The organism is Curtobacterium sp. MCLR17_058 (assembly GCF_003234705.2).
Classification (GTDB): Bacteria; Actinomycetota; Actinomycetes; order Actinomycetales; family Microbacteriaceae; genus Curtobacterium; species Curtobacterium flaccumfaciens.
The window spans coordinates 1,622,278-1,646,788 of record NZ_CP126262.1 but is presented as its reverse complement, the minus strand read 5'-3'; the positions used below and the strand labels follow the sequence as shown (position 1 = coordinate 1,646,788).

The window sequence follows — 24,511 nt, the reverse complement described above, 5'->3', positions numbered from 1 at the left end:
CCCCGACGTGCCCCATGCCGGTCAGGGCATGCACTGTGGACAACCGGTGCGTAGCCTGCTCCTCGTGATGACCATCCGCACCGGCACCGACCTCGCAGCGGTCGAGGACGTCGTCGATGCCGTGACGGCGCACGGCGAGCGGTACCTGGACCGGGTGTTCACCCTGCGGGAGCGCACCGACACCGGCGACGACCCGGAGCGCCTCGCTGCCCGGTTCGCCGGCAAGGAGGCCGTCGTGAAGCTGCTCCGGCCGGCTCCGGACCAGGCGATCCCGCTGCGGGACGTCGCCGTCGTGCTCGACGCCGGCGGCGCCCCCACGGTCGAGCTGTCCGGGGCGGCCGCGGCCCTGGCGGAGTCGATCGGGTGCGGCCCGATCGCGGTCTCGTTGGCACACGAACGGGGGCTCGCGGTGGCGACGGCGGTGGCCCTCTCGGAGCGCTGACCCGGCGCTCCGGACAGGGGTGCGGTTTCCCGCACCGGCACGGCGGTTTCCCGAGGGCCGTTCCTCTTTACGGTTGCAGTCATGGAACAGGACCCGAACCCCTCCAGCACCACCGCGACGATCGCCGACCCGGCCACCGACCGGGCCGTCCGTCGCGCCCTCGCCGAGCACGGCAGGCTGACGGTCGACGCGTGGGACGTCGCGTCGATCGCCGACCTCTACGCCCTCGGCCTGACCTCGCACGCCACCGTCAACGTGATGCTCGCGGTGGAGTCGGACCTCGACGTCGAGTTCCCCGACTCCGTGCTGAACCGGTCCACCTTCGCGACCGTCGAGTCGATCGTCGCCGCGGCGGAGCTCGCCGCGGAGCTCGCCTCGTGACCCTGGTCCTGCCGGCACCGTCGGTCGTCGACCGCTTCGCCGAGCGTGCGAGCGCGGTGGCCGAGGTCGCCGCACAGTTCGCCGACGAGGTCGACTGCGACGCCCGACCCCCGCGCGAGGCCATCGCCGCGATGCGGGAGTACGGCCTGCTCGCGGCAGCGGTGCCGACCGAGCACGGTGGCGAGGGTGCCTCCGTGGCGGAGCTCTCCGCGATCGCGACCGAACTCGGCCGGGCCTGCGCCGCGACCGGCATGGTGTTCGCGATGCACCAGGGCCAGGTCATGGCGCTCTGGCGGCACGGCGGCGACGGCGCCGGCGTGCTCGAGACGATCGAGGCCGTCCGGGGTGGGGCACTCGTCGCGTCGGCCACCACCGAGCGCGGCGTCGGCGGCGACGCCCGGCGGTCCACCTGCTCCATCGAGCCGACCGACGACGGCCGGATCCGCCTGCGCAAGGACGCGCCGGTGATCTCGTACGCCACCGAGGCCGACGCGGTGTTCGTCACCGCCCGCCGCGACCCCGACGCCCCGGCGTCGGACCAGCGACTGCTCATCTGCCGCACCGACACGATGGTCCTGTCGCAGACGTCCACCTGGGACACCATGGGGCTCCGCGGCACGTGCAGCAACGGGTGGATCCTCGACACCGAGACGACGACCGACCGGGTGTTCCGCGACGACTACGCCGCGATCTCCGCCCAGACGGTCCTGCCGGTGTCGCACGTGCTCTGGGCCTCGGTCTGGCTCGGCATCGCGGTCTCGTCCGCCGAACGTGCCCGCAGCGCCGTCCGCAAGCAGGCCCGCGCCGCCGTCGGGACGACCCCGCCCGGTGCTCTCCGGCTCGCCGAGCTCCTGGTCGACCTGCAGGCCCTCGCCGACTCGGTGCGACACGCCGCCGAACGGTTCGACGCGGCCGCCGACGACCCGGACGTGCTGGCCTCGAGCGCGTACGCCCTCGCCGCCAACGCCCTGAAGATCGGTGCGTCCGAGCGCGTCACCGACATCGTCACGAAGGCGCTGCGCATCGTCGGGATCGCCGGCTACGCCGCCTCGGGTCCGATGAGCATCGCCCGACACCTCCGAGACGCCCACGGTGCCGCCGTCATGGTGAGCAACGACCGTCTCCTCAAGAACGACGCCGACCTGGCCATCATGACGGGAGTGATCCTGTGACGATCACGGACACCACCACGCACACCACCGACACCACCACCGCGGACACCGCCGCCGACGCCGCCGCGGACACCGCCGCCGACGCCGCCGCGCTCGACGCCGCCCGCGCCGCCCTCCGCGCCCGCCTGCTCACCGACGGCGTGCTCCTCGACCTCGGCACGCCCGGCCTCTACGGCCGCACCGGGGTCTTCGAGCGCGTGTACGCCGCAGTCGACGCGGCAGCGGTCCGCAGCCAGCAGCACCTCGGCGCCGAGGTCCTGCGCTTCCCGCCGGTCGAGCCGCTCGCGTCGTTCGAGCGCACCGACTACATCGCGTCGTTCCCGGACCTCGCCGCGTCGATCTCCGGGTTCACCGGCGACGACCGCACCCACCGCGCACTGCTCGCCGCCCGCGAGCGCGGTGAGCGCTGGGAGGGGTTCCTCGAGCCGGCCGACCTCATGCTCACCCCCGCGGTCTGCCACCCGGTCTACGGCCTGATCGGCGACACCGTGCCGCAGCAGGGCCGGTTCTTCGACGTCCTCGGCGACTCCTTCCGCCGCGAGCCCTCGCTCGACCCGATGCGCCTGCAGGCCTTCCACATGCACGAGTTCGTGCACGTCGGCACCCCCGCGTCCGCGGCGGCCCACCGGGACGGCAGCATCCCGGTGATGCGCGCGCTGCTCGAGTCGTTCGGGCTCGAGATCGACGTCGTCCCCGCCAACGACCCCTTCTTCGGCCGCGTCGGGCAGATGCTCGCCCGCAACCAGGTCGAGCAGGCGCTCAAGTTCGAGTTCGTGACGAAGGTCTACGGCCCCGACCACGACGCCACCGCGATCAGCTCCGCGAACCTGCACGAGGACCACTTCGGCACCTCGTTCGGCCTCCGCACCGAGGACGGACAGGTCGCGCACAGCGCCTGCATCGCGTTCGGCCTGGAACGCATCACCATCGCCCTGTTCGCCGCCCACGGCACGGACCTCGACGCCTGGCCGGCGTCCGCCCGCGCCGCCCTCGCCCTGTGACCACGCTGCACGGCTGGTCCGGATCGCCGGCGATCCGCGCCGCGGTCCAGCTCCCCGCCGCCGCGCGCGCCGGCGTCGTCATCTGCCCGCCGCTCGGGCAGGAGGGCGTCATCGCGTACCGCACGCTCCGTCTGCTGGCCGACCGCCTGGAGGCCCGTGGCATCGCCTCGGTGCGCTACGACCCGTCCGGACGTGGTGACGGCGCACCCGACACCGCGCCCGACGCGCAGGTCCGGTCCGCACGCCACGCTGCCGCCGTGCTCCGCACGACGGGGGTGCAGCACGTCGCCTTCGTCGGGCTGGCCTCGGCGGCCCTCGTCGCGGCGAACGCGGCCGCGGACACCGACGGCCTCGTCGTCTGGGACGCACCGGCCTCGGGGAAGGGGTGGCTCCGCCGGCAGCGCGCCCTCGCGACCATCACGATCGGCGCCGACCGCGTGGTCGACGGCGTCGAGAGCCTGATCGGGTTCGACGTCGAGCCGGACGAGGCCGCCGCACTCGCGGACCTCGCCTTCGCCCCGCGCACCGGGCCCACCGTCGCGCTCGTCCGTCCGGGTGCCCGGCCGCCGAAGCCGCTCGGTGGCGTCGAGGTGACCGAGGTCACCGGCAGCGCCGAGCTCCTCGACGGCACGAGCATCCACGCCCGCATCCCCGGAGCCGCCGTCGACACCGTCGTGGCCTGGCTCGACACCTGGGCACCTGAGACTGCGGTGCCCGTCCGCACCCCCGTCCTCGACGAGGTCCTCGACGTCGACGGCCGCGTGTCGGAGCGCATCGTCCACCTCGGCGTTCAGGGCCTGTTCGGGATCGAGACCGTCTCGTCCGCCCAGCACCACGACGCCCCCGTCGTCGTGCTCCACAGCGGCGGCGCCGAACACCGCGTGGGGGCCACCGACTACCAGGTCGAACTCGCCCGCGCCCTCGCCCGCGACGGCGCCCGGGTCGTCCGGGTCGACCGTCGTGCCACCGGCGAGAGCACCGGCGTGCACGAGGACGAGCGGAGCTTCCTGTTCGCGCAGGAGTGGGTGGAGGACCAGTCCGCCGTCGTCACCGCACTCGCCACGCCCTCGGACCGGCTCGTGCTCGTCGGCATGTGCGCCGGCGCCTGGGTCGCGGGCCGCGCCGTCGAGGAGGCCCCGCGCCTGGTCGTCGAGATCAGCCCGAACGACTACCGTCGCGTCCCGGCCGAGCCCGGCTCGTACGCCGACGGGGTCCGGGCCATCGACGCCCCGTCGCCCGCACGGATGTGGGTGCGTGAACGCTACAACCGCTTCGTGCCGAAGGCCGTCCGCGACCGGATCGCCCGTCGCGACCGGATGGGCGGGGTCGTCGGCCACGTCCGCCCGCTCGTCGAGCACGGCACCGACGTCGTCGTGATCGTCGCTCCCGAGGACGCCGCCCTGTTCGACCGACTCGGTGGGCAGAAGGCCGTCCGGCGCTGGCCCGGCGACGACCGCCGCGGATCGGTGTCCGTCGTCCGCGTCGAGGACGGCGACCACTCGCTGTTCTCCCCGACGATGCGCGAGGCCGTCGTCGCCGAGGTGCGCTCCCGCGTCGCGGCGACGTTCCCCGTCCACACCTGACGCGCCCGCCCGGCTCAGCGCAGGCTGAGCTCCCGCGCGACGGCGTCGGGACGCTCGACGTGGGCGAAGTGCCCGCAGTCCTCGAGCAGCACCGTCCGGACCTGCGGCACGAGCGCCCGCAGCGCCTCGAGGTCCGTGACCCGGGCGAACACGTCGTCGCGCCCGGCGATCGCCGTCACCGGGCAGGTGATCGCGCGCCACCGGTCGACGTCGTACACCGCCGCCGACCGTGCCGCCTCGGTGAACTGCTCCGGCCGGAGCTCCTCGACGAAGGCCTCGAGCACGCTCGGGTCCAGACGTCGAACGTGCGTGAACACCGGCGCCGCGACGAGCGGCAACAGACCGATCCGCGCGATCCACCGGAGCAGCGGACGAGCGGAGCCACCGGTCACCGTGAGGCCCGCACGCAGCAGGGTGAACGCCGGCAGGGTGCCGAGCGCCCGCACCGGGTGCCGAGCCGCGCCGGCGGTCGCGACCGTGGTACCGGACACCAGGGCGAGCGACCGCACCCGCTCGGGCGCCACCACCGCCAGGTGCAACCCGACGAACGCTCCCATGGAGTGCCCGACCACGTCGACCGCGCCGACGCCCAGCGCACCGAGGACCGCCGACACGGCACCCGTGACGGCGTCGAGCCCGAGCGGACCGTCGGGAGCCGGCGAGGACCCCCAGCCCGGCAGGTCGACGAGCACCAGCCCGCGGTCCCCGATCCCGTCCGCGGTGCGCAGCAACGGTGTCCACGTCGACCAGGACCCGGCGACGCCGTGCAGCAGCAGGAGCGGGTCCGGGCCGGCGCGGTGGTGCACCATGACTGGCCCGGTCGGGGCCTCCACGACCGTGCGGGTCAGCCCCCATGCGCCGGGCGTGACGCGCACCGGGTACGGGGCGTAGGCATCAGCGGTGACCCCGTGATCACGTGGGTCGGTGTCGATCGCGTGCACCGGGCCTCCTGTCCGACCGTCGACGCGGACGCGTCCGTCAGGAGGGATTCGGAACGCTAGCCGACGGGGACGGGTGCCGAGCAGGCGGCGAGCCGGTCGAGGGCCGCCTTGTACTCGGCGACGTCGCGCTGCAGACCGGGCTCGGTGATGATCGAGGCCTTGATGCGGCCCTGCACGTCGATGACGAAGGTCGCGCGGGTGGCGAAGCCCTTGTTCTCGAGGAACACGCCGTACTCCTTCGAGACCGCGCCGTGCGGCCAGAAGTCGGCGAGCAGCTCGAAGTCGTAGCCGTTCGTCTCGGCGAACGAGCGGAGCGTCGCCTTCGAGTCGACCGAGATGCCGAGCAGCTCGATGCGCTGGTCCTGGAACATCGTGATGTTGTCCTGCAGGGTGCAGAGCTCGCTCGTGCACCCGGACGAGAACGCCAGCGGGAAGAAGACGAGTGCGACCGGGCGGTTGCCACGGAAGTCGCTGAGTCGGACGTGCTCACCGAACTGGTTCGGGAGCTCGAAGTCCGGCGCGAGTGAGCCGATCTCCAGTGCCATCGCTACGTGTGCTTCTTCCTCGGGCGTGGGGTGTGCCCGTCGGGTCCGTGCGCCGCGGATCGCGTGTGCACGATCGGCCATGCTACGCCGACGACACGCGAATGCAAGCACCCGTCCACCTGCACGTCACCATCAGCATCAGCGTCGGTCCTGGGGCCTAGAGTGGACGGGGCCCCAGCCGGTCGCGACCCGACCACCGGAGCCACCATGTCCACCACCACGAGAACGAACGAGGTCAAGGGTGACGGTGAACGACCAGGACCCGTACAGCGCCGGGGCGAACGACCAGGATCCGCAGGAGACCGCCGAATGGCGTGAGTCCCTCGACGGGCTGGTCCAGACCCACGGACACCAGCGCGGTCGCGAGATCATGCTGAGCCTGCTCAAGCGGTCCAAGGAACTGCACCTCGGTGTGCCGATGGTCCCGACGACGGACTACGTGAACACCATCGCGCCGGAGAACGAGCCGGAGTTCCCCGGCGACGAAGAGCTGGAGCGCCGGTACCGCCGCTGGATCCGCTGGAACGCGGCCATCACGGTGCACCGCGCACAGCGTCCCGGCATCGGGGTCGGCGGGCACATCTCGACGTACGCGTCCAGCGCCGCGATGTACGAGGTCGGCTACAACCACTTCTTCCGCGCGCAGGACCACCCCTCCGGTGGCGACCAGGTCTTCTTCCAGGGCCACGCCTCCCCCGGCATGTACGCCCGCGCGTACATGGAAGGTCGCCTCTCCGAGGACCAGCTCGACGGGTTCCGGCAGGAGAAGTCGCACGCCGGCGGCGGCCTGTCGTCGTACCCACACCCGCGCCTCATGCCGCACTTCTGGCAGTTCCCGACCGTGTCGATGGGCATCGGCCCGATCAACGCGATCTACCAGGCGCAGCAGGCCAAGTACCTGTCGAACCGCGGCATCAAGGACGCCATGGACCAGCAGGTCTGGGCGTTCCTGGGCGACGGCGAGATGGACGAGGTCGAGTCCCGCGGGCAGCTCCAGGTCGCCGCGAACGACGGCCTCGACAACCTGAACTTCGTCATCAACTGCAACCTGCAGCGACTCGACGGTCCGGTCCGTGGCAACGGCAAGATCATCCAGGAGCTCGAGGCGTTCTTCCGCGGTGCGGGCTGGAACGTCATCAAGGTCGTCTGGGGCCGCGAGTGGGACGACCTGCTCGCCCGTGACACCGAGGGCGCGCTCCTCAACCTGATGAACCAGACGCCGGACGGCGACTACCAGACGTACAAGGCCGAGAACGGTGCCTACGTGCGCGAGAACTTCTTCGGGCGCGACCCGAAGGCGCTCGAGCTCGTCAAGGACTACACCGACGACCAGATCTGGAACCTCAAGCGCGGTGGCCACGACTACCGCAAGGTCTACGCCGCGTTCAAGGCCGCGACCGAGCACAAGGGCCAGCCGACCGTCATCCTGGCGAAGACGGTCAAGGGCTACGGCCTCGGCCCGAGCTTCGAGGGCCGCAACGCGACCCACCAGATGAAGAAGCTCACGCTCGACAACCTCAAGCAGTTCCGCGACGAGATGCGCATCCCGATCTCCGACGCGCAGCTGGAAGAGAACCCCTACACGCCGCCGTACTACCACCCGGGCAACGACGACGAGGCGATCCAGTACATGCACGAGCGTCGTCGCGCGCTCGGTGGCTACGTGCCGGAACGTCGCACGAAGTACACGCAGTTCACGCTGCCGGACGACTCGAAGTACCAGGTCGTCAAGAAGGGCTCCGGCAAGCAGGAGGTCGCCACCACCATGGCGTTCGCACGCCTGCTGAAGGACCTGCTGCGCTCGCCCGACTTCGGCGACCGCGTGGTCCCGATCATCCCGGACGAAGCACGCACGTTCGGCATGGACGCCTACTTCCCGTCGGCGAAGATCTACAACCCGAACGGCCAGCACTACACGTCGGTCGACCGCGAGCTCCTCTTGGCCTACAAGGAGAGCCCGCAGGGCCAGATCATCCACGTCGGCATCAACGAGGCGGGCGCCCTCGCGGCCTTCACCGCGGTCGGCACCTCGTACTCGACGCAGGGCGAGCCGCTCATCCCGGTCTACGTCTTCTACTCGATGTTCGGGTTCCAGCGCACCGGCGACGCCATCTGGGCCGCCGGCGACCAGATGACCCGTGGCTTCATGATCGGCGCGACCGCCGGCCGCACCACGCTGACGGGCGAAGGCCTGCAGCACGCGGACGGTCACTCGCCGCTCCTCGCCACGACGAACCCGGCCGTCGTCTCGTACGACCCGGCGTACGGCTACGAGATCGGCCACATCGTCAAGGCCGGCCTCGACCGCATGTACGGCACGAACGAGGACGGCTCGCCGAAGCACGCCGACCCGAACGTCATGTACTACCTGACGGTCTACAACGAGCCGCTGGTGCAGCCGGCCGAGCCCGAGGGCGTCGACGTCGAGGGCATCCTCAAGGGGATGTACCTGCTCAAGGCCAGCGAGCACGACGGCCCGAAGGCCCAGCTGCTCGCGTCCGGTGTCGCCGTGCCGTGGATCCTCGAGGCGCAGCAGCTCCTCGCCGAGGACTGGGGCGTGTCGGCCGACGTGTGGAGCGTCACGAGCTGGGGTGAGCTGTACCGCGACGGTGTGGCCGCCGAGCAGCAGGCGTTCCTCAACCCGAACGAGCCGGCCCGCACGCCGTTCGTCACCGAGCGTCTGCTCGGCACCGAGGGCCCGGTCGTCGCCGTGAGCGACTTCATGCACCTCGTGCAGGAGCAGATCCGCCCGTTCGTGCCGACCGACTACGCCACGCTCGGCGCCGACGGCTTCGGCTTCTCGGACACCCGTCCGGCCGCTCGCCGCTTCTTCCACATCGACGGCCCCTCGGTCGTCGTGCGGACGCTGCAGCAGCTCGCCCGCCAGGGCAAGGTCGACGGTGCGCTCGTCCAGCAGGCGATCGACAAGTACCGCCTGCACGACGTGACCGCCGGCACCACCGGCAGCGCGGGCGGCGAGAGCTGATCAACCCGTGACGACGGTCCGCCCGGACCACGAGAGCCAGGAGAGCGCGCGCGAGCGTGCGCTCTCCTGGCTCCGTCAGGTGTCCGGAGAACTCTCCACCGCCACGATCAAGCGGCTCGAGGACACGCTCCCCTGGTACAGCGAGATGCCGCCGGGGCGCCGCTCCGCCGTGGGCCTCGTCGCCCAGGCGGGCATCACCTCGTTCATCAGCTGGCTCGAGGGCACCGCGTCGACGCCGTGGATCGCCGCGGCCGACGTCTTCGGGTCCGCCCCGCGGGAGCTCCTGCGCTCGGTGAGCCTGCAGCAGACCCTGCAGCTCATCCGCGTCGTGGTGACCGTGGTCGAGGAACGCGCCGCCGACGACGAGATGCTGCAGGAGGCGATCCTCAAGTACTCCCGCGACATCGCGTTCGCCGCAGCCGACGTCTACGCCCGCGCGGCCGAGGCCCGCGGTCTGTGGGACGCCCGGCTCGAAGCGCTCGTGGTCGACTCGATCCTCTCCGGCGAGTACGACGACGAACTGCCGTCCCGCATCGCCGCCCTCGGGTGGCACGGCCACGGCGAGGTCGCGGTGCTCGTCGGCACCGCGCCGAAGCAGCTCGAGGTCGACCAGGTCCGGCGGACCGCACGGCACATGGACGCCGACGTGCTCGTCGGGGTCCAGGGGTCGCGGCTCGTCGTGGTGATCGGCCGCGCCACCCCGCGCGACGACGTCCCCGAGGGCGAGGAGCCCGTCTCCTTCACGACCATCGCGCAGGCCCTCGAACCGCTGTTCGGCGAGGGGCACCTGGTGCTCGGCAACGAGGTCCCCGGGGTCGTCGACGCCTCGACCAGCGCGAAGGCCGCCCTCGCCGGGTTCGCCGTCGCGCGTGCCTGGCGCGGCGTGCCCCGTCCGGCCCTGGCCGACGACCTGCTGCCCGAACGTGCCCTGGCCGGCGACCCGCTCGCCCGGTCGGCCCTGGTGCAGCGCATCTACGTCCCGCTCAAGGACCAGTCCACCGAGCTCCTGCAGACGCTGTGGTGCTACCTGGACACCGGCCGGTCGCTCGAGGCCACGGCGCGCGAGCTCTTCGTGCACCCGAACACCGTGCGCTACCGCCTGCGCCGGGTCGCCGACATCATCGGGTGGGACGCCACGCACGCCCGGGACGCCCTGATCGTGCAGTCGGCGCTCATCCTCGGCGCGATGTCCGAGTCCGCGACCGGCCGTCGCCGCATCACGCCCCGACGCTAGAGCGCTCCGGACGGTAGAGAACCGACAATGTCCCGCGGGGATTCGTGTGGGAAGTCCACACGGGCCCCGCGGGACGAGAACGCGAGGATTGTCCGGTGATCGTCGTCGTCGCGCCCGGACAGGGCTCCCAGACCCCCGGCTTCCTCGCCCCCTGGCTCGAGGACGCCACCGTTCGTGAACGAGTCGGGCAGTGGTCGGAGTCGATCGGAGTCGACCTCGCCGAGCACGGCACGAACTCCGACGCGGACACCATCAAGGACACCGCGCTCGCACAGCCCCTCATCGTGGCCGCCGGCCTGGTGACCGCCGACGCACTGCTCGCCGAGGGCCGTCGTGCGCTGGTGGGCGGGGTCGCCGGACACTCGGTGGGCGAGTTCACCGCCGCCGCGGTCGCCGGGATCCTCGAGCCGACCGACGCCGTCGCCCTGGTCGCCGAGCGCGGCCGGGCCATGGCGGACGCCGCAGCGCTCGAGCCGACCTCGATGGCCGCCGTCCTCGGTGGCGACGCCGACGCGGTCGCCGCAGCCCTCGCCGAGCACGGCCTCGTGCCCGCGAACCACAACGGTGGCGGCCAGACCGTCGTCGCCGGTGCCGCAGACGCCATCGCGGCCCTCGCCGCCGACCCGCCCGCCAAGGCCCGGGTGATCCCGCTCGCCGTGGCCGGTGCGTTCCACACCCGCTACATGGCCCCCGCCGTCGAGCGGGTCGCCCCGGTCGCGGCCGCCGCCACCGTGCAGGACCCGACCCTGCCGATCTGGACCAACGCCGACGGCTCCCGCGTCGACGACGGACGCCGCTTCGTCGACCTCATGGTCCAGCAGATCGCGAACCCCGTCCACTGGGACGCGGCCATGGAGTCCTTCTCCACCGCAGGCGTGACCGGCATCATCGAGCTCGCACCCGCCGGTGCCCTCGTCGGCCTGGCGAAGCGCGGCCTCCGCGGCACGCCGACCGTCGCCATCAAGACCCCCGACGACCTGCCTGCAGCGATCGACCTGCTGCAGCGCGCGGGCCAGGAAGCAGACGCAACCGCATGACCGACCCGACCACCCCGACGGACGCCCCCACGGGCCTCCCGACCGGATCCGCGCGCCCGCTGCTCCAGCAGCGCCGCGGCCACGAGTTCACCCGGATCCTGGCGTTCGGCGCCGCCCGCGGCGAGAACGTCGTGCCGAACGACGACCTCGTCGGCCCGATCGACTCGTCCGACGAGTGGATCCGCCAGCGCACCGGCATCATCACCCGCAAGCGCGCGGGCAAGGACGTCGAGGCCGTCGACCTCGCCGAGGCCGCCGCACGCGAGGCCATCGAGAAGGCCGGCATCGAGCCGTCCCAGATCGGCGTCGTGCTCGTGAGCACCGTCACGCACACCGTCGCGACCCCGTCGATGGCGTCGCTGCTCGCCGAGCGCATCGGCGCCACCCCGGCCGCCGCGTACGACATCAGCGCCGCCTGTGCCGGGTACGCCTACGGCATCGCCCAGGCCGACTCGTTCATCAAGTCCGGGCTCGCCGACCACGTGCTGGTCGTCGGAGCCGAGAAGCTCAGCGACGTCGTCGACCCGACGGACCGCTCGATCTCGTTCCTGCTCGGGGACGGTGCCGGCGCCGCCGTGATCGGCCCGAGCGACTTCCCGGGCATCGCCCCCACCATCTGGGGTTCCGACGGCTCGAAGTGGGACGCCATCGGCATGACCGCGACCTACAACGAGTGGGAGGCCGGGGCACCGCGTCCGACCATGCGCCAGGCCGGGCAGACGGTGTTCCGCTGGGCCGTCTGGGAGATGGTCAAGGTCGCCCGCCAGGCACTCGAGACCGCCGGCGTCCGCCCCGAGGACCTCGCCGCGTTCGTGCCGCACCAGGCGAACATCCGCATCATCGACGAGTTCGCCAAGCAGCTCGGCCTGCCCGAGACGGTGACGATCGCCCGCGACATCACCACCACCGGCAACACCTCCGCCGCGAGCATCCCGCTCGCCACGCACCGCCTGCTCGAGGAGCACCCGGACCTGTCGGGCGGCCTCGCCCTGCAGATCGGCTTCGGCGCCGGACTCGTGTTCGGTGCCCAGGTGGTCGTCCTCCCCTGATCCCCCTCCGGTCGCGCACCCGCGCGCCCGGTCCCCATCCCGACGAGCCTCCGCGCACCCGGACCCCGCGTGCCCTAGGCTGGTCAACGGTCAAACGACACCCCCCTTCAAGGAGAACACTCATGGCCCTGTCCAACGAAGAAGTCCTCGCCGGCCTGGCCGAGCTGATCAACGACGAGACCGGTATCGCCACCGACACCGTCGCCGCCGACAAGTCCTTCACGGACGACCTCGACATCGACTCCATCTCGATGATGACCATCGTGGTCAACGCCGAGGAGAAGTTCGACGTGAAGATCCCGGACGAAGAGGTCAAGAACCTCAAGACCGTGGGCAACGCGGTCGACTACATCGTCAAGGCCCAGGCCTGACACGAGCTTCCTGAGCGCCGCGGCCCGCGGACCCCTGCGGGCCGTGGCGCTCATCTTGTTCACCCCAACGAAAGAGCACGTCGTCCCATGACCAAGAAGACCGTCGTCGTCACCGGGATCGGTGCGATCTCACCCCTCGCCGCGACCGCCCCGGACACCTGGGACGCGCTGCTCGCCGGCAAGTCCGGCATCACCCGCATCGAGGACCCCCGCTACGCCGAGCTCGAACTCCCCGTGGAGTTCGCCGGCCAGGCGCGCCGGTTCCTCACCGACCAGCTCACCCGCCCCGAGTCGAAGCGCCTCGACCCCTCGTCGCAGCTGTCGCTCGTCGCGGCGCGCGAGGCCTGGGCCGACGCCGGCATCGACGACGAGTCGGTCGTCCCCGAGCGCCTCATCGTCGACTGGGCGACGGGCATCGGCGGCGTGAACACGCTGCTCGACGCCTGGGACACCCTGCGCGAGAAGGGTCCGCGTCGCGTCCTGCCGATGACGGTCCCGATGCTCATGGCGAACGGACCCGCCGCCGCCATCGAGATGGAGTTCGGCGCCCGTGGTGGTGCCCGCACCTACCTGTCCGCCTGCGCGTCCTCGACCGAGTCGCTGGCCGAGGCGTACCGGCACATCGCCGACGGCGACGCCGACATCGTCATCACCGGTGGCGCCGAGGCCGCGCTGCACCCGCTCCCGCTGGCCGCGTTCGCCGCGATGCAGGCCCTGTCGCGCCGCAACGACTCCCCCGAGACCGCGTCACGTCCCTACGACGTCACGCGTGACGGCTTCGTGCTCGGTGACGGCGCAGCGGCGCTCATCCTCGAGTCGAAGGAGCACGCGGAAGCCCGCGGCGCGACGATCTACGCCGAGGTCGCCGGCTCCGGCATCACCTCGGACGCCTTCCACATCACCGCGCCGGACCCCGAGGGCAGCGCCGCCGCCCGTGCGGTCCTGCAGGCCCTCGAGCACGCCGACGCGAGCATCGAGGACGTCGTGCACGTCAACGCGCACGCCACCTCGACCCCCGTCGGTGACGTCGCCGAGTACCACGCGATGCGTCGGGTCTTCGGCGACCACCTGGACGACGTCGTGGTGTCCGCGACCAAGGCCTCGACGGGCCACCTGCTCGGTGGTGCCGGCGCGATCGAGGCGGTCTTCACCGTCCTCGCGCTGCACAACCGCGTCGCCCCGCCGACGATCAACCTGCACGACCAGGACCCGGAGATCGTCATGGACGTCGCCCGCGAGCCGCGCGCGCTGCCCGAGGGCGACCTGCTCGCGGTCAGCAACTCGTTCGGCTTCGGCGGCCACAACGCCGTGGTCGCGTTCCGCAGCGTCTGATCCGTCCCACCCTGCCAGGAGGCCCGTCCCGCGTCGTCGGGGCGGGCTTCCGTCGTTCCGGTGCCGGTTGGAGTCCCGGCAACACGCCGTCGTGTCGCTGAGGCGCCCCGGAAACGACGAGACGCCGCCGTATTCGGCGGCGTCTCGAGTCTTCGGCGGCGTCAGGACAGCACGCCGGCGTGTTGCGCACCCGACGTCAGCGTCCGGCGCACCCGAGACGCCGGTTGCGAGTCGGGTCAGCCGACGCGGTGCAGCCAGACGACCGGGTTGCCCTCGGCCGCGTGGCGGAAGGGCTCGAGCTCGTCGTCCCAGGCCTGCCCGAGGGCGAGCCGGAGCTCACGGTGCAGCTCGAGGGCGTTGCTGCCCGCGACCTCCATGGCGTAGCGCACCCGGTCCTCGGGGATGACCATGTTGCCCGTGACGTCGGTCTGCGCGTAGAACACCCCGAGGTCGGGCGTGTGCATCCAGCGGCCGCCGTCCGAGGCACTCGTCGGCTCCTCGGTGACCTCGTACCGCAGGTGTTCCCACCCGCGCAGGGCCGACGCGATCGCGGCACCGGCGCCCACCGCACCGGTCCACGTGTACTCGGTCCGGCGCGCACCGTCCTGTGCGGGCTGGTCGAGCCACGAGAAGTTCACGGCGCGGTTCATCGCGCGACCTGCTGCCCATTCGACGTGCGGGCAGAGCGCGCGGGGTGAGGAGTGCACGTAGAGCACTCCTGTCGTCGTTCCGTTCACGGTTCCTCCGATACGTCAGGTGCGACTTCCCCATCGACCTGGTGCGGAGGATCCTGACCCGAGGGGCCACGGAACCATCGGTATGCGATTGTGATGTCCCGACGGGACACGCCCATTATGCAGCGCTGCGGCTGGGAACGGCAAGGAACCGACCCCGATCAGTGCAGGACGGCACCGTCCGCGTCGACCGGGTGTCGCTCCCCCGCCGTGATCGGCACCGGGACGCGGTTGTCCTCCGGTGGGATCGGGCACGCGTACTGGTACGAGAACGCGCACGGCGGCAGGACCAGCAGGTTCCAGTCGAGCTCGACCGTGGCCTCCGTGCCGGGGTCGTCGAGGTACAGGAACCGACCCATTGAGTAGGTGCTGCCCGGGTCGTCCTCCGGTAGGGCACTCGTGGCGTCCTGCACGATGAGCTGCAGCCGCGGGGCTCCGCGGTGGGCAGCCGACCGGACGGCGACGAACCGCACCGTTGCACCACCCACGACGGTCTCGACGTGTCCGGCGACCGGCAGGGTGTCGCCGGCGGCGTCGCGGACGCTGCCACGGGCCTCCAGGTCGTCTCCCACCAGCGGGACGTACGTGCCGGACGTCACCCAGTCGCCGGACCACGCGAAGCGGGCGATCTGCGCGAACCGGGCGATCGCCTCGGACGACGGGTCCCAGACGCGCAGGGTGTCGCCGCTGACGGTGCCGGCGAAGCCGTCCGGCAGCGCGACGGACGACGGCACGACGGCGGTGTCGCCGGCCACCAGGACCGTGCCGTCGACCGGGACGCCGTCGACGACGACACCGTCGGCGGCCTCGGCCGTCACGGTGAGTCCGCCGACGGCCGAGGCCCACGTCCCGGGGACCGGCCAGACCGGCTGCGGGTGGTCGACGTGCTGGGCGTTCACCAGGGCGAGCGGTCCACGGGCACTGCGCGCCCAGCGGTCACGGTCGTGGACGTGCTCGGCGAAGGCGGCGACGACCGCGTCGTCCGGTGCGCCGGTGCCGCTCGTCACGCCTGCTCCTGGCGGGGGTAGATGACCTTCTGCACGATGATGATGACCGACGCCGCGACGGGCAGCGCCACGAGTGCGCCGAGCACGCCGCCGATCGTGCCGCCCGCGACCGCCGCGATGACCACGAGCGCGCCGGGCACCTGGACCGCACGCGACATGATGCGCGGGGAGATCAGGTAGGCCTCGACCTGCATGTAGACGAGGTAGTAGATGGCAGCGGCGAGGGCGGTCGCCGGCGACGCGAAGAAGCAGAGCAGCGAGATGACGATCGCGGCGGCGAGCGTGCCGACGAGCGGGATGAGCGAACCGAGGAACGCGAACGACGCGAGCAGCACCGGCAGCGGCGCGCCGATGATGAGCAGGAAGAAGAAGCTCAGGATGCCGTTGATCAGTGCTTGCGAGACCTGCCCGACGACGTAGCGGCCGACAGCCTGCGTGATCTGCTCGCTCACGTCGATGAAGTTCTGGCGGCGCGACGCGGGCACGAACCGGTAGGTCGCACGCTTCATGCCCCGCATCGACGCGAGGAAGTAGAGCATCAGGATGATGACGATGAGCGCCCCGGTGACCCCGGACAGGATGCCGCTGCCGACCGCCAGGATCCCGCCGCCGACGCTGAGCAGGTTGCCCGGCTTCTCGACGAACGACTGCAGCGACTGCAGGGCGTGGTCGATGTCGAACGACCCGGCGAACTGCTTCGACAGGTCCTGCACCCACTGCTGCTGCGAGATGTCCTGCACGATGTCGGGGAAGTTCTGGATCAGGTTCGACGCCTGCTCCACCAGGATCGGCACCACGGCGAACACGATGCCGGCGAAGGCCCCGAGCACCGCGACCACGACGATCGTGATGGCCGACCAGCGCGGGATGATGCGCTCCAGGAACGACACGAGCGGGTCGATGCCGAGCGCCAGGAACAGTGCGACCCCGATGTAGACCAGCACCGTGCTCAGCTCGTTGATGATCGCACCGGCGAGCAGCGCGACGAGCACCCCGATGGCGCCCATGAACCCGAGGCGGAAGGCGTTCACGCGCACGCCGGTACCGCCACGGGTCACCTCGAAAGTGACGTTCGGTGTCGGTGCGTGGTCGTCCTGCGACGTGTCGCGCTTCCTTGGCATGTGCACGTAGGGCGGGCGGGACTCGAACCCGCGGATCGTTCGGTTATGAGCCGACTGCCTTGACCAGCTTGGCTACCGCCCCTCGCCGGAGACCCTCAGGCCACCGGCTCACCACGATACAGCGACTCGAACGTCGACAGCGTGCGGTTGATGTCGTGTGCCTCGATCATCGTCAGACTGCGATCCCGCATCGCGACGTACTCCGACTCGGACGCGGTGAGCACCGTCGTGAGCTTCGCCGCCAGGTCGTCCACGTCGCCCGGGGTGAACAGGTACCCGTTGCCGTCGATCAGGTGCGGCAGCGCCATCGAGTCGGCGGCGACGACCGGCAGCCCCGAGGCCATCCCCTCGAGCGACGAGATGCTCTGCAGTTCCGCCGTGGACGGCATCGCGAACACCGTCGCGTTGGTCAGGGCCTCCTGCTTGCGCTCGTCGGAGACGAAGCCCAGGAACCGCACACGGTCCTCGAGCCCGAGCTCCTTCGCCAACGCGGTGAGCTTCGGGATCATCTCGCCGTCGCCGACGATGGTCAGCGTCGCGGACAGCTCGGCGGGCAGCAGCGCCACCGCGCGGACGAGCACGTCGAGGTTCTTCTCGGGGGCCACACGGCCCACGAAGACGATGTCGTTGTTGACCGGGCGTCCCTCGCGCGCCACGTACCGGGACGCGTCGATGCCGCACGAGATCGCGAGGACCTGCTGGCCGGCGATGGCCTTCCGCAGGTAGTCGGCGGCCAGGTTCGTCGGCGTCGTGATGGTGTCCGCCAGCCGGTAGGTCTTGGCGGCGTCGCTCCACGCGATCTTCAGCGCGAGGGGCAGCGTCCACTTGCCGAACGGCGTGTACTCGAGCAGGTTCTCCGGCATGAAGTGGTTCGTCGCGATGACCCGGATGCCGCGGTCGTTCGCCTCGTGCACGATGCCGCGGCCGATGACCACGTGCGACTGGATGTGCAGCACGTCGGGCTTGACGGCGTCGAGGATCGGTCCGGTCCACTTCCGGACGCTCCACGGCCACACGAAGCGCAGCCACGGGTGCAGCGGCCACTTGTAGGACTTCAGGCGGTGCACGACGAGCGTGACGCCGTGGTGCTCCTCGTCGAAGGTGCCGTAGTGGCGGCTCGAGGCCGGGGCCACGACGTGCACCTCGTGCCCGCGCTCGGCCAGGCCGACGGCGAGCTGCTCGGCGAAGGTGGCGGCGCCGTTGACGTCGGGGGCGAAGGTGTCCGCTGCGATCAGCACGCGCAACGGCCGGTGACCGCCCGTCGCTTCCGTCGGTCCGGCGGTGGCGGTGGTGGCGTCTCCTGACACGGCTGAGTTCGTCCTCTCGTGGGCGATGGCTGGTCGGCAGTGACGCTATCGCACCCGGATCGACGGTCGCGTCAGCCGCGCGGATGAGGGCGGCGACCACCCGGGGTGCGCGGCGAGTGCACCGCCGCGTGCGCGCCGGTCGCCCGCGCCGGCCGGCGTCAGGCCCGGGTCTGCGGGTGGTGCTTGGCGAGCAGGAACACCCCGGTGATGGCGATGCCCGCGGCCACCACGAAGCCCGCGACCGCGAACCACGGCGCCCCCGAGGCCTCGCCGAGCACGATCACGCCGATGCCGACCGCGACGATCGGGTCGATCACCGTCAGCCCCGCGATCACGAGGTCGGCCGAGCCGCTCGAGTACGCGTTCTGCACGAAGTACCCGCCGAGCGACGCCGCCACGACCACCCCGACGATGGCGAGCACGGTCAACCAGTCGAAGGTGCCGTTCACGAACCGGTTCAGCACCACCTTGGCCAGCGTCGCCACGAACCCGTAGAGCACCCCCGCGCCGACGATGTAGTACAGCGCACTGCGGTGCTTGGCGACCAACCGGAACGACACCAGCACGAGTACCAGCACGACGGCGAGGATCACCAGCACGGTGACGAGCTGCTGACGGGTGATCGCGCTCTCGTGCCCGACGAACGCCGCGATCCCGACGAAGATGCCGACACCGATGATGCACGTCCACACGGCCCGCCGGGCACGGCGACCGAGTGGCACACCGGACGACCGCGACGAGAACCACGTCGTGATGACGAGGGCGACGGCACCCAGGGGCTGCACGACGATCAGGGGCGCGAACGTGATGCTGATGAGCTGCAGCACCACCGCGATGCCGAGCATGAGCGTGCCGAGCACCCAGTAGCCGCTCGAGACGAGCCCGACGACGTGCCGGACGCTCAGCCCTTTCGACTGCCGACCGAGACGTGCCTCGACCCGCTGGACCCCGCGGCTCTGGAACTGCGCCCCGAGCGACAGGAACACCGCACCGATCAGCGCCACCGGGATCATCAGCGCCTGGAACGGCGTGAGGTTGCTCACGGCGTCGGGCAGCTGGAGGTCCGTCGTCACGCGTCGAGGCTACCGTCCCCCGCCGGATAACCTGGGTGAATGGCCGTTCTCCCGATCCGCATCACCGGCGAACCCGTCCTGCACGAGCGTGCAGCCGAGGTCACCGCGTTCGATGACGACCTCCGCACCCTCGTCGCCGACATGCTCGAGACCATGGACCTGGCACCGGGCGTCGGCCTGGCCGGACCGCAGGTGGGCGTCGGCAAGCGCCTGTTCGTGTACTCCTACACCGACGACGACGACGTCCTGCACCGGGGCGCCGCCGTGAACCCCGTCCTGTGGATCACGCCCCCGGTGCCCGAATCCGTCGAGGAGCTCGACGAGGACGAGGAGTCCGAGGGCTGCCTGTCGATCCCTGGTGAGCGGTTCCCGCTCCGCCGCTCCGAGGGCGCCCTGCTGCGGGCCTTCGACGAGCACGGCACCCCGTTCGAGGTCGAGGCGCACGGCTGGCTGGCCCGGATCTTCCAGCACGAGTACGATCACTTGGACGGCTGGCTCTACGCCGACCGCCTGGTGCACCCCTACGGCAAGCAGGTCGCCAAGGCGATCCGCAAGAGCAGCTGGGGCGGCCCCGGCCAGTCCTGGTTGCCGGGTCGCGACCACCCCGAGGGCTGACGCCCGTCGGCGTCGGCACCCGGTGTCGTCCAGCCCGTCGATGGTCCGGCGGGCGGCCTGGAGGCCCGGCTCAGCCCCGGTAGGCAGCCAGTGCGTCCCGCAGGCGGTCGGTCTCCGGGTGCCCGGGGCAGTACCGCAGGAGCCCGGCGGCCACGTGCGCACCGCGCGCGTCGGCGACCGCCGACGTCCACGGCGCCGAGCCGCGGACCGCGCACGTGCTCGCGAGTTCGACCAGGTTCGCGTCACCGCGCGCCGCCGCCACCGCGGCCTGCTGCTGGCTCGACGGCACCGACCCGGTCAGGCGCTTCGCCGAGCAGTCGGCGCGCTCGGCCTCCCACACCGCCGAGTAGGTGGTGTAGGTCTCGCTGTCCGATCCGTCGGCGGCGCAGACGAACGCGAAGACCACGGGCGACGCGCCCGAGCCCAGGCCGGTGTCCGAGCTCGTCGGGTCCTCGGACGCGTCGGTGTCCGGGCCGACGCTGCTGCAGCCGGTGAGCACCGCCGTCACGGCGACGACGACGCCCAGGAGCGTGAGTCGAGGCGAACGGGAACGGTGCACCTGTGAACGCTAACAGCAAGCGCTGCGGACGACCCGTACGGCGGCTCCTGCGATGATGGTCCGGCATCGCCCTGTCCTGGAGGTCCTCATCCCCCGCCTGCACTCCCGCCCCGTCCGTGCGACGGCCCTCGTGGTCGTCGCCCTGGCTGCTGTGTTCGTCGCCTACTGGCACCTCGGCCGTCCGACCATCGTGAACGACGAGTTCGTGTACCTCCGCGCGAGCTGGGCCTACGTGCACGGGAACTTCTCGCTCAACCTCGAGCACCCGCCGCTCGCGAAGTACGTGTACGGCGTGGCGCAGCTCCTGGTGGGACAGGGGCCGCTCGGACCGAGGCTGGTGGCTGCGACCGCGATGCTCGGCACGGGCGTCGTCCTGTTCCTCTGGCTGCGACGCGAGGTCGGCTTCTGGACCGGCCTGACCGCGGCGGCGATGTGGTGGCTGACGCCGCGTGGCTCGGGCTCGTCCTGGGCGGAAGCCGGGTCGGTCATCGGTGTCCGCATCGACCGGTTCGCGATGCTCGAACCCCTCATGGTCTTCTTCGCCGTCGCCTCGCTCGCCGCGGCCTGGCGCTGGATGCGGACCGGCAACCGGTGGTGGGTGGCCGCAGCGGGTGCGCTGCTCGCACTGTCCGTGACCTCGAAGGTGTCGACGGCAGTGCTCGTCCTCGCCGTGGGAGCACTCCCCCTGCTGTTCCGTCGGTGGCGCGACCTGGGGGTCGGTGCGCTGTACGGCGGCGTCGCGTTCGTGGTCGTGTTCGTGGTCGTCTACCTGCCGGTCGGGCTCTTCGGGGCCATCGGGCAGATGCTCCGGTTCCAGGCGCAGCAGAACGCCCACGGGCACCCGACGACCATCCTCGGGACGATCTACCCGGCGGCACCGTGGTGGGCGAACTTCGCGTTCCTCGCCGACGGCACGGGCTGGTTGCTGCTCACCGTCCTGACCATCGGTGTGGTCGCCGCCCTCGTCGTCCGACCGGACCGCCTGGTCGCGTACCTCGGCATCGCCCTCGGTGTCTTCCTCGTCTTCTACGTCATCGTCGCCAACGTCTCGCTGCCGTACTACTACGACGCGTGGATGCCGTTCATCATCGCGTTGGCGGCGATCGGGTACGGGCGACTGGCGACCGTCCGGCCGCCCCTCGGACGCATCACGGCAGCAGTGCTCGTCGCCGCGCTGCTCATCCCCGTCGCACGGCTGGGCGTCGCCGTCGTGCAGACCCGTCCGAGCGGGATCGCTCTGCTCTCGGATGCTCTGAAGGTCCGCGGACACGACTCCGAAGGCGTCCTCTTCAGCCAGTTCAGCGCCAACACCTGGCGCATCTACTTCGGGGACCGTGGCTCCATGCGCCCTGAGAACGGACCGTTCGACGCCGTCGTCGTCGGCTCGGACACCCGGCGGACCATGCCCGAGCAGGTCCGGACGTTCCTCGACGAACACGCTGCAGAACTCCAGCACTTCCGGCTCGACTACCTCGACGTCTACGTGCCCCGACAGGGCATCATCGAGGACAACAACCGGGACGGCACGCTCAGGGTCGAGCCCGACGCTCGCTGACCGCGATCGAGGTTCAGCTGTCCTGTCCGGCGACGACGACGTCCACCGGCGCCTCGAGACGACCGCCGTGTCGTGCGTCCGTGCGGATCTGGCACCGGACGGTCGTCGTGCCGACCGGCGCGGTGACCACACGGTCACTGCAGTTCGGAGAAGTCAGTCCGAGTGGCAGTTCCAGTCGGAGCACGACGCGGACTGCTGTGCCGTCGGTGCTCCGGACCGAGAGCGCTCCGGGTTCCAGTGCTGTGCCCCGGACGCTCATCTGCTCGATCCGAGCGCCCGACAGGTCGGCACCGGAGACGTCTGCACCGTCGATCCGGGCGGAGGAGAGATCAGCGTCCGCGAGCCGGGCTCCGCGCAGATCAGCACCGCGCAGATCGGCGGCGTGCAGATCAGCCTCCCGGAGGTCCGCGCCGCGCAGGTCGGTCGAGCGCAGGTCGGCTCCGAAGAACACGGTCTCGGAGAGGTCTGCGTCACGGAGGTCAGCACCACGCAGGTCTGCGAGCCGGAGGTCGGCCGTCGAGAGATCGACCGATGACAGGTCGGCTCCGGGGCACGCCGTCGCCGTGGCCGGCCCCGGCTCGGACACCACCGCACAACCGTCGACATCGTGACTCGTACCCCCGTCGTCGCCCGGCCTGAGGAAGGCTGCGACACCGATCACCACGACGAAGGCAACTGAGGCGACTCCGACGCTCACCCCACGGGCGCGACGGGACGCGCTCACGACTCGACCCCGGTCAGCCATCTCGGCAGGACGTCGAGCCCCCAATCGGAGTACCACGCGGCGGAGTGTGCGTAGGGGAAGAACGCGCTCAGCGGGTTGTACAACACGAAGAGCGCGGCGAGCACCACGCCGACCACGGCCGTCGCGACGGAACGCGTTCGCGGTCGGAGACGTCGGAGCCACGTCCGGACACCGACCAGGACGACGACCACGGCCAACGGCATCGCTGGCAACAGGTAGCGACCGGAGAATGCGTACGACTCCCCCAAGTTGACCATCGTGGCGGCGTTGAAGCAGAGGACGGCGAACGTGTAGGTCGCCGCGACCGCGGCGCACCAGGTGAGCGCCGCATCGTGCAGGATCCGTCGGGCCTGCGTCAGCGCGATCCCGATGCCGACGACGGCGCTCGAGGCTCCGAACACGACGACCGACGGGTTCGGACGCCACGGGAACGAGGCGCCCCAGAAGAAGAACAGTGACTGGAAGTAGATCGTCACCCATGACCACAGGAAGGACAGCGGCGCGAATGCCGGCAGCGTTCCGTTCACCTCGGCCAGGTCGTGGGCGCGGGAAGCGGCGTAGTTCCGGCGGAAGATCGCGTAGTCCATGCAATCGGCACGACTGTGCAGGGCAGTACAGGCGGGGTTCACCGCGTGGAACTGCAACAGGTTCAGACCGAAGCGCTCGATCGCGAGAGCGGTCAGCACACCGCCGATCACGAGCAGCACGATCGACTGTCCGGGTCGCGCGCGGAGTCCCCCGACGGTTCGCTGCACCGGGTGCCGCAACCACGACCAGCCGGCGGCGCGGTACCGCAGCAGGATGGCGAAGAACCCTCCCGCGAGCACGAACGGCGCCTGCGAGTACTTCATCAGGAGGGCGAATAGCGCCGCGACGGCCATCCAGGCCAGCGTGCGCAGTCCCCCACCGCGGACGAAACGGACCGCGACGGCGGCGAACACGAAGAGCGCTGCCATGGCCGGGGCGTCGTAGCTCACCGACGCGGCCTGCCAGGTGAACCGCCCCGTGAACGCCGTCGCCACGATCGCGAGCAGCCCGATCGACGCGGGGACGCGAGCGTGCTGGAACAGCGACCGGAGCGCGATGAGCCCCGAAGCTGCCCACAGCACGTCCACGGCACGGAGAACGAAGACGACTTGCTCGTAGTCGAGCCCGATCGCGAGTGCTCCGCGCGCGGGGAACGACATCAGGTAGTGGTACAGGTACAGCGGCGACCGGACGAGCTCGCCCATCCAGAGCTGCGACGGGTCGACCTGCTGCAGGTAGGGGCCCGCGAGCACGGGGCGCTCGGCGTAGAGCAGGATGTTCCAGACGTGCCCTCGCTCGTCCGGGGCCGCGGCCACGTGGACGTGGAACCACCCGGCGAAGGCGAACCCCATGACGACGAAGACCGTCAGCACCACCACGAACGACGCTCGTGACGACAGTGCGACGTCCACCGCCTGCACGACGGACCGCCGCTCCGTTCGCTCCGAACGTCCGCGGCGGGACTCCCGAGTGTTCGTCATGACGGAACGATCGTACAGGGAGCACCGAACGCGCACGACGACAGCAACGCAAAAGATCCCCACCCCGAAGGGATGAGGACCTGTCGCTCCCCGAGTTGGACTCGAACCAACAACCTGCCGGTTAACAGCCGGCTGCTCTGCCAATTGAGCTATCGAGGATCACTGTCCGCTGGCGAATGACATGCGAACAACGGGTAACAGCATAGCAGGACG

23 protein-coding genes and 2 tRNA genes are annotated in these 24,511 nt (G+C 71.1%); 13 read left to right on the top strand and 12 right to left on the bottom strand.

All coding sequences use genetic code 11. The features are described 5' to 3' along the window. Window positions 1-67 precede the first annotated feature (67 nt). From DEJ11_RS07760 to DEJ11_RS07740, 5 genes are all read left to right on the top strand, one after another. Window positions 68-442 (top strand): holo-ACP synthase, encoded by a 375-nt coding sequence (locus tag DEJ11_RS07760; protein WP_171907809.1) that lies wholly within the window; start codon window positions 68-70, stop codon window positions 440-442. Between the two features lie 81 nt (window positions 443-523). Further along, the gene (locus DEJ11_RS07755) at window positions 524-823 is read left to right on the top strand and encodes an acyl carrier protein (protein ID WP_111033509.1); all 300 of its coding nucleotides are present in this window, start codon (window positions 524-526) and stop codon (window positions 821-823) included. Continuing rightward, a complete protein-coding gene (locus DEJ11_RS07750) occupies window positions 820-1,995 on the top strand; it encodes an acyl-CoA dehydrogenase family protein (protein ID WP_111103971.1) in 1,176 nt (391 codons plus the stop codon). Before DEJ11_RS07755 ends, DEJ11_RS07750 begins: the two co-directional genes overlap by 4 nt. Beyond that, window positions 1,992-2,996 carry an amino acid--[acyl-carrier-protein] ligase gene (locus DEJ11_RS07745; RefSeq protein ID WP_220038332.1) on the top strand — a complete coding sequence of 335 codons (1,005 nt, stop codon included), beginning with the start codon at window positions 1,992-1,994 and terminating at the stop codon, window positions 2,994-2,996. The genes DEJ11_RS07750 and DEJ11_RS07745 overlap by 4 nt, the downstream gene beginning before the upstream one ends. Next, window positions 2,993-4,579, top strand: a complete 1,587-nt coding sequence (locus tag DEJ11_RS07740) for an alpha/beta fold hydrolase (protein ID WP_111030254.1) — start codon at window positions 2,993-2,995, stop codon at window positions 4,577-4,579. The genes DEJ11_RS07745 and DEJ11_RS07740 overlap by 4 nt, the downstream gene beginning before the upstream one ends. A 14-nt stretch (window positions 4,580-4,593) precedes the next feature. On the opposite strand, the gene DEJ11_RS07735 is transcribed toward DEJ11_RS07740, so the two are convergent. Both DEJ11_RS07735 and DEJ11_RS07730 read right to left on the bottom strand, forming a co-directional pair. Further along, complete coding sequence (locus tag DEJ11_RS07735; protein ID WP_111103973.1) at window positions 4,594-5,520, bottom strand: alpha/beta fold hydrolase; 927 nt, start codon at window positions 5,518-5,520, stop codon at window positions 4,594-4,596. Window positions 5,521-5,576: 56 nt separating this feature from the next. Beyond that, window positions 5,577-6,065 carry a peroxiredoxin gene (locus DEJ11_RS07730; protein WP_111030255.1) on the bottom strand — a complete coding sequence of 163 codons (489 nt, stop codon included), beginning with the start codon at window positions 6,063-6,065 and terminating at the stop codon, window positions 5,577-5,579. A 241-nt stretch (window positions 6,066-6,306) separates the two neighbouring features. Between DEJ11_RS07730 and aceE the strand changes: the two genes are divergently transcribed. The 6 genes from aceE (at window position 6,307) to DEJ11_RS07700 (ending at window position 14,074) form a co-directional block, all read left to right on the top strand. Next, window positions 6,307-9,051 (top strand): pyruvate dehydrogenase (acetyl-transferring), homodimeric type, encoded by a 2,745-nt coding sequence (aceE, locus tag DEJ11_RS07725; protein ID WP_071405343.1) that lies wholly within the window; start codon window positions 6,307-6,309, stop codon window positions 9,049-9,051. A gap of 7 nt (window positions 9,052-9,058) precedes the next feature. Further along, the gene (locus tag DEJ11_RS07720) at window positions 9,059-10,285 is read left to right on the top strand and encodes a PucR family transcriptional regulator (RefSeq protein ID WP_027465341.1); all 1,227 of its coding nucleotides are present in this window, start codon (window positions 9,059-9,061) and stop codon (window positions 10,283-10,285) included. A 95-nt stretch (window positions 10,286-10,380) separates the two neighbouring features. Then, window positions 10,381-11,322: an ACP S-malonyltransferase gene (locus DEJ11_RS07715; RefSeq protein WP_111103975.1), complete on the top strand. Its 942-nt coding sequence runs from the start codon at window positions 10,381-10,383 to the stop codon at window positions 11,320-11,322. Next, complete coding sequence (locus DEJ11_RS07710) at window positions 11,319-12,371, top strand: beta-ketoacyl-ACP synthase III (RefSeq protein ID WP_071405345.1); 1,053 nt, start codon at window positions 11,319-11,321, stop codon at window positions 12,369-12,371. Before DEJ11_RS07715 ends, DEJ11_RS07710 begins: the two co-directional genes overlap by 4 nt. Window positions 12,372-12,493: 122 nt before the next feature. Further along, a complete protein-coding gene (locus DEJ11_RS07705; RefSeq protein ID WP_017886710.1) occupies window positions 12,494-12,742 on the top strand; it encodes an acyl carrier protein in 249 nt (82 codons plus the stop codon). A gap of 87 nt (window positions 12,743-12,829) precedes the next feature. Next, a complete protein-coding gene (locus DEJ11_RS07700) occupies window positions 12,830-14,074 on the top strand; it encodes a beta-ketoacyl-[acyl-carrier-protein] synthase family protein (protein ID WP_027465338.1) in 1,245 nt (414 codons plus the stop codon). Window positions 14,075-14,310: 236 nt separating this feature from the next. On the opposite strand, the gene DEJ11_RS07695 is transcribed toward DEJ11_RS07700, so the two are convergent. From DEJ11_RS07695 to DEJ11_RS07670, 6 genes are all read right to left on the bottom strand, one after another. Further along, window positions 14,311-14,811, bottom strand: coding sequence for a DUF3145 domain-containing protein (locus tag DEJ11_RS07695; protein WP_027465337.1), 501 nt, complete (start codon window positions 14,809-14,811; stop codon window positions 14,311-14,313). A 158-nt stretch (window positions 14,812-14,969) separates the two neighbouring features. Then, window positions 14,970-15,815, bottom strand: a complete 846-nt coding sequence (locus DEJ11_RS07690; RefSeq protein ID WP_111103977.1) for a DUF1684 domain-containing protein — start codon at window positions 15,813-15,815, stop codon at window positions 14,970-14,972. Beyond that, a complete protein-coding gene (locus tag DEJ11_RS07685; protein WP_309147174.1) occupies window positions 15,812-16,846 on the bottom strand; it encodes an AI-2E family transporter in 1,035 nt (344 codons plus the stop codon). Before DEJ11_RS07685 ends, DEJ11_RS07690 begins: the two co-directional genes overlap by 4 nt. Before the next feature lie 97 nt (window positions 16,847-16,943). After that, window positions 16,944-17,018: transfer RNA gene (locus DEJ11_RS07680), tRNA-Ile, on the bottom strand. 13 nt (window positions 17,019-17,031) lie between these two features. Further along, window positions 17,032-18,243: a glycosyltransferase gene (locus tag DEJ11_RS07675; protein ID WP_111046959.1), complete on the bottom strand. Its 1,212-nt coding sequence runs from the start codon at window positions 18,241-18,243 to the stop codon at window positions 17,032-17,034. Window positions 18,244-18,401: 158 nt separating this feature from the next. Then, window positions 18,402-19,316 (bottom strand): DMT family transporter, encoded by a 915-nt coding sequence (locus DEJ11_RS07670; RefSeq protein ID WP_171907811.1) that lies wholly within the window; start codon window positions 19,314-19,316, stop codon window positions 18,402-18,404. Window positions 19,317-19,355: 39 nt separating this feature from the next. Between DEJ11_RS07670 and def the strand changes: the two genes are divergently transcribed. Then, window positions 19,356-19,931 carry a peptide deformylase gene (gene def / locus DEJ11_RS07665; RefSeq protein WP_071405349.1) on the top strand — a complete coding sequence of 192 codons (576 nt, stop codon included), beginning with the start codon at window positions 19,356-19,358 and terminating at the stop codon, window positions 19,929-19,931. A 70-nt stretch (window positions 19,932-20,001) separates the two neighbouring features. On the opposite strand, the gene DEJ11_RS07660 is transcribed toward def, so the two are convergent. Continuing rightward, window positions 20,002-20,490, bottom strand: a complete 489-nt coding sequence (locus tag DEJ11_RS07660) for a hypothetical protein (RefSeq protein ID WP_111103979.1) — start codon at window positions 20,488-20,490, stop codon at window positions 20,002-20,004. 52 nt (window positions 20,491-20,542) lie between these two features. On the opposite strand from DEJ11_RS07660, the gene DEJ11_RS07655 reads away from it, so the two are divergent. Next, window positions 20,543-22,045: an ArnT family glycosyltransferase gene (locus DEJ11_RS07655; protein ID WP_111103981.1), complete on the top strand. Its 1,503-nt coding sequence runs from the start codon at window positions 20,543-20,545 to the stop codon at window positions 22,043-22,045. 13 nt (window positions 22,046-22,058) lie between these two features. Here the strand turns inward: DEJ11_RS07655 and DEJ11_RS07650 are convergent, their stop codons facing one another. The 3 genes from DEJ11_RS07650 to DEJ11_RS07640 all read right to left on the bottom strand — a co-directional run bounded on the left by DEJ11_RS07650 (window position 22,059) and on the right by DEJ11_RS07640 (window position 24,457). Continuing rightward, window positions 22,059-22,742, bottom strand: a complete 684-nt coding sequence (locus DEJ11_RS07650) for a pentapeptide repeat-containing protein (protein ID WP_284176691.1) — start codon at window positions 22,740-22,742, stop codon at window positions 22,059-22,061. Window positions 22,743-22,765: 23 nt separating this feature from the next. Beyond that, on the bottom strand, window positions 22,766-24,298 hold the full coding sequence (locus DEJ11_RS07645; RefSeq protein ID WP_111089183.1) for a hypothetical protein: 1,533 nt from the start codon (window positions 24,296-24,298) through the stop codon (window positions 22,766-22,768). 86 nt (window positions 24,299-24,384) lie between these two features. Beyond that, window positions 24,385-24,457, bottom strand: a tRNA-Asn gene (locus DEJ11_RS07640). Window positions 24,458-24,511 lie beyond the last annotated feature (54 nt).